The sequence below is a fragment of the Bacillus sp. ISL-46 genome (assembly GCF_018613205.1).
Genome location: NZ_JAGGQR010000099.1, coordinates 1 through 5,401, shown reverse-complemented (window position 1 = coordinate 5,401; position 5,401 = coordinate 1). Strand labels below are relative to the sequence as shown.

5 protein-coding genes are annotated in these 5,401 nt (G+C 34.3%); all 5 read left to right on the top strand.

The window, feature by feature from the left end:
* The first annotated feature begins 297 nt into the window (after nt 1–297).
* The 5 genes from J7E67_RS29830 (at nt 298) to J7E67_RS29810 (ending at nt 5,288) form a co-directional block, all read left to right on the top strand.
* Nucleotides 298–657 carry a YrvL family regulatory protein gene (locus J7E67_RS29830; RefSeq protein WP_308161492.1) on the top strand — a complete coding sequence of 120 codons (360 nt, stop codon included), beginning with the start codon at nt 298–300 and terminating at the stop codon, nt 655–657.
* 171 nt (nt 658–828) lie between these two features.
* On the top strand, nt 829–1,389 hold the full coding sequence (locus J7E67_RS29825) for a CBO0543 family protein (protein WP_214733402.1): 561 nt from the start codon (nt 829–831) through the stop codon (nt 1,387–1,389).
* Between the two features lie 401 nt (nt 1,390–1,790).
* Nucleotides 1,791–3,023, top strand: a complete 1,233-nt coding sequence (locus J7E67_RS29820) for a tyrosine-type recombinase/integrase (protein WP_214733401.1) — start codon at nt 1,791–1,793, stop codon at nt 3,021–3,023.
* Nucleotides 3,010–4,893, top strand: coding sequence for a tyrosine-type recombinase/integrase (locus J7E67_RS29815; protein WP_214733400.1), 1,884 nt, complete (start codon nt 3,010–3,012; stop codon nt 4,891–4,893). The genes J7E67_RS29820 and J7E67_RS29815 overlap by 14 nt, the downstream gene beginning before the upstream one ends.
* Nucleotides 4,893–5,288 carry a DUF6262 family protein gene (locus J7E67_RS29810; protein WP_214733399.1) on the top strand — a complete coding sequence of 132 codons (396 nt, stop codon included), beginning with the start codon at nt 4,893–4,895 and terminating at the stop codon, nt 5,286–5,288. Before J7E67_RS29815 ends, J7E67_RS29810 begins: the two co-directional genes overlap by 1 nt.
* Nucleotides 5,289–5,401: the final 113 nt, after the last annotated feature.

The window sequence follows — 5,401 nt, the reverse complement described above, 5'->3', positions numbered from 1 at the left end:
GATTCTTGTACTAAACTGCCCTTTAGTCCAATAAGCTTTGCACCAAAAACCTGTATAAAAATTAGTATTTATACAGGTTTTCTTTGAGAAAGGATTCATTAAGAATATTAAACATGCTACAAAAACATTTATGCCCGCCATTTCATGTAAAGTTGATGCGGAGAACAACTCTGCTAAACAATGTTTTCATTATAATGAACACATCACTCCACTATTTAGATATTGGTCAATGTACCTGGAAAAACATGGACATACTAGACCATCAACTTTTGGATATTTTAAGGTATCTAAAACACTATTACTTTTGTTATAGGGAGTATTTTCTTTGGGTTTGTTGGCTTTTTTAGTTTATTTGGAGTGAAATACACATCGTCTTACTCCCTTATAGGTTTTGTGTTGTTCTTCTTTGTTTTAGGTGGTGTAGTGGATTTATTCTCTATAGCTTTTATCAAGCTGTTATCCCAATATATATCAGGTAAATATAAATTATTTATCACACGAATGGTTATTGATTGTACATTTACTTGGTTTGCATTACATTCAGTAGATGAATTTATGAATAGTATTACAATTCCATTGAAAACAGAAATCGTTGCCGTTTTATTATTATTCATTATTGAAGTTGCCTTTGATGATAAAGATAAAAATAAAAAGTAATTTTCTAATTAAGTCTTTTTCATATGTGCTTCTTCTTCAACTAAGGGTGCTTGAGTTTAATAAGAGTTGCTGCGGCGACTCTTTTTGTTGTTCCACTAACGGTCAGAATAGTTGACAAAGGTATGGTAAAACCTAACAAGAAACGAATATCAAATTGATGAGGTGTAATTGGTGACCTACCAAGAAGGATTGAAACAAATAGATAAAGCAACTCAACAAATAACTGAAGCAAACCGATTAGTTGTTGAAGCAATAATGAACGCTTTTTTATTTACTTGGCAATGGTGGATTGCTTTAATCATGTTAATTGTTCCCTGGATTATTTGGGGGGTATTCCGTAACCGAGAAGGTTCAGCTCGTATTTTTTCCGCTGGTTTATTGATGATGGTTATATCAGAAATGCTTGATACATTTGGCATTAATTTTGGAAAGTGGGTATACCCTGTGAAATTAGTACCAGTAGCAACTCTAAACTTTCCATTTAGACTTTCGGTTTTACCTGTGTTTGTAATGCTACTTTTACAATTTAAGCCTCGCTTTAATCCCTATATTAAAGCAATTTTTTTTGGAGGATTAAGTGCATATGTGGGAATGCCAATGTTGGCTATGATTGATTTATATAAGAAAATTGACTGGACTTATACCTATTCGTTCTTTATTTTAACTTCAATGTATTTATTGGCTCATTGGTTTAGTCGATTGAATTCATTTGGAAAAACCAATAAAAACTAAAGAAAGACAAATAGAGATAGGGGATGAAGGTTAGTCACCTCCCCATATCTCAATGTTTTGAGTAATTCAAGTCTATATAAACAAAAGGTTAATTATGTACCAATAGCAAAGCAACTAACGGGTGCTTTAGTTAAAGAAGACCATCATTTTGTTAAAGACATATAAATATTAAGAGTAAAGATAGTAAGGATTGATTATCCCTACTATCTTTTTTATCTTAAAGTATAAATTAAATATATATGGTAATTATGGATAGTTTATGATAATTTTAGAACATAAGTTCTAAAATGTATATTCCTGTTTTTAGAGGAGGACGTAGCCTCGGTGCGAGGACAGCACTCCGCAGAACGATAGTTCGAGGACCTTGAACTTTAAGTGTATTTAAAGGAGTTATCATCTAAATGAAAATATCCCAGAAGAAAAAAACATTAAAGGATAAATGGCATGAGGTTATATCGATTAGAGAAGCACAAACGGATAATGGGATAATGTATTACCTTATGGATGAAAACCTAGACTTTATACCATTGATAAAAGAATATCTCGATATGATACAAGCTAGAGCAGAACGAGAAGTATCCCCTAATACGATAAGAACATACTGTTATAACTTATGGTATTTCATGGTGTATTTGAAGATAAAGGGATTGAACATATTAGACTTAGATGGGAAATCAGATATTTTAACTAACTTCAAATTATGGCTCAAGAACCCGTATAGATTTTATGAAAATGTAGAAATGTTAGATTATGAATGCGTAGAAGATGACCTTAAAGTTTCTACTGTTAATGCCATCGTAGATAGAGTAAGCTCTTTATTTCTGTGGCTTAAAGCTAGTGGAAGGATTAAAGACAATCCTGTTGTTTATCGTAATGTCATGGTTACCAATGCGATGAGAGATAAAGATATGTTATCCCATACTCGGAGAAACAGGACCGTTCAGAAGAACACCCTAAAATCAAAAGAACCCCATATTATTCCTAAAATTATTGACCAAAAGGATTTTAAGACGTATCTGGAGGCGATTAATCTCTTACGAGATAAAATCATTCTCTTAGTTCTTAAAGAAGGAGGATTAAGGTCTGGTGAGCTTCTTGGAGTAAAGCTTGAGGACATTGATTATGGCGAGCAAGGAATACATATTCGTTTCAGATCAGACAACGAAAATGGTTCAAGGGCTAAGGCTGGGTATGGCAGGGACAGGTTTGTTCACCTCCCTCCTGATATTATGGTTTTGATAGATAGGTATATTAGTAGCGATTGGGTGAATAGTGACCCCGTTACTGATTTCCTGTTCGTTGTGGTGAATAGTAACAACTCTATCCATAATGGTAAACCGATGAAGAAATCAACGCTTACTTCTATCCTTAACTTTTACAACAAGAAAACGGGGATTAAGTTAAACACTCACAAATTGAGACATAGCCACGTTACTGAACTAGCAAGAGAATATATCAGCAAAGGTGAACCTATCAATTGGAAATACATCCAAGAAAGGGTTGGTCACAAAGATGTTGCAACCACAATGCAAATATATGCCCATTTAAATTCAGATGACCATAAAAAAGAATACCAACGAATGAGTGAGTATAGAGAAGAGAAACGTAAGGAGCGAGAAAATGGCAAAAATTGAAGCAGCAAATTCATCAAAAGCAAATAACTCGAAGAGTTTGGGAACAAAGGCAATCGTTTCTTCGTTTCCTGTTGCAGCTATTGATACCTCTTGGATGACGAAGGCACAGAAGAAGTTTTTTGAAGTGATACAAAACCCCTTAAATCGAGATAAAAAGTACAATGAGATTTCTACTCTAGTAGGATATAAATCTTCTGGACCTTGGTATAAAGCTATAAAAGATGAACGATTCGCCGACCTTTTAGAAAATATGAGTGTTCAGGTAAGACATAATGAAGATGCCTATCCTGCCCATCATGAAGTGAAATACATCAAGAACCCAAAGGAACGAGAGGAATATCTCAAACAAGATGTTTGGGACATGAGAAGATTATTTAAGGATTTTCCCAAGCACAGACCACCCCGTGCCTTTATTGTACAGTTTTCTAGAATAGAGAATATCCATTTTAGAGAAATTGTAAAGAGATATTTTATAAATATGCTTGGAGGATGGCAAGCAAGAACATTCCAAATTTACTTAGACTACATACAGGCATTTTCAAATATTTTGTATAATAGATTTCCAAGCATTCAGTCTTTTAAAGAATTAGATAGACAGGAACATATTGAAAAAGTCCTACCTGACATTTATTCTCTGTCTAACAATCAAGCAAGACATATAATAAAAAACATTAGTTCTATGTTTCACTATATGTACACGAATAAATGGTCCGATGGACCAAAAACAGAAGCTTTATTAATTAGCTATGACACACCTAAAACAGAAGAGACTTTGCCAAGACCTATTCCACCACACATCAAGATGAAACTGGATGATTTTTTGGAGAATACTATTATTCCCTTATTGGAAGATGGTATGGATACGCCGATTATATCTCCAACTTACTGGGATTTAATCATCATTTTGCGCTATACAGGAAGACGTTTTGAGGACATGGCTCACTTAATTGCAGATGGAAGTGATATTGATTGTTTGAAATACGATTTAGATGAAGATCCACAACTTTATCTTGACCATCGTATTGCAAAAATCAAAAAAGACTTGGTTGTACCATTAGCACATCTCAAGGACTCAGAAGGCAGAAATATAGTTGAAAGAGCAATTTTACGTCAGAAGAATCGAGTAAAAGATTTACCTCCAACTAAATCAGACAAACAAAAGTATTTATTCAGAGAAATAGTTGCTTATGATGCGAAAAACAATCCAGTCACGGAAGCCGTCAGTTATAACTCCGTGTATAGCAACACGCTGCCCAAAGTATGTAATCAAATACCCCTTTCCAATATTGGTGCAGAGTCTGGTGATATTTATAAAGTTACACCACACCAGTTCAGGCATACGGTGGCTACTGAAATGATTGATGCAGGAGTAGATATTTACGCCGTTAAAAACTTTTTAGGACATTCATCAGTTGCCATGACAGAGAAATACGTTAAGGTTTACCAACAAAGGTTAAAGAAGGAGTTTAAAGATAAACTTCTTAAATCTGATGCCACAGGTATTAAAGACAATCTGCCTGAACAAGAGGAAATTTTCGGTGATAACAAATGGGTTAAGAACAAGATTATCGCTATTTTCGATCAAGGAGATGGGTGTTGTGAACACCCATATAAAATGCCCTCCTGTCCTCATCAGGTAGCTTGTAAAACATGTATTAAGAAGAAGATACTCCCAAGACACAAAAATGCCGTTTTAGACACCATAGACGCATTTAAAACTCATCGTGACCACGCCAAAGCAGTTGGACTTACTGAAAAGGTTGAGGAATTTGATAAAGTAGTACAGTTCCACAAAACCGCACTAGAAATCATTGAAAAAGGTGAAACGTTTGAAGCAGCAAAACATTTCTATACAGGAGGTGTTCATTGATGGCTAATATGAAGCCAAACACCTCCAAAATGGTTGAAACAAAGAAAATGGAAAGTGAGTCAAAGAAACAAGCTGTTTTAGCAGTTTTAAAGGAGCTAACCCTCCTTGATGACCCTGTTAACAATCCCATTTCAAAAGCAGAAATATGCCGTAAGGCAGGCGTGAGTAAAACATTCTTATATTCTTATCGGGAAGAGCTTATAAAGCCAATCGATGAAGCGATTAAGAAACAAAATCAGAAGTTAAAGGTAATCACTAAAAAACAGACGTTCAGTGAAAGTTCAAAGGATAAGTTAATTGAGTCCCTAAAAAGAAGAATAACTGCACTAGAAGAAGAAAACAAAAAACTGAAAAAAGATAACTCCCTTTTACTTGGAAAATTGGCGAATAAATAGAGCTAGTGAAATTTTCTTATTGAACTAACGGTAGCAGGTTACTTTAAGAATGATTATAATTGAATAAAGAACTTAACTCAGAGGTGTTGCTATTTCTTAATTAAGGAGGTATA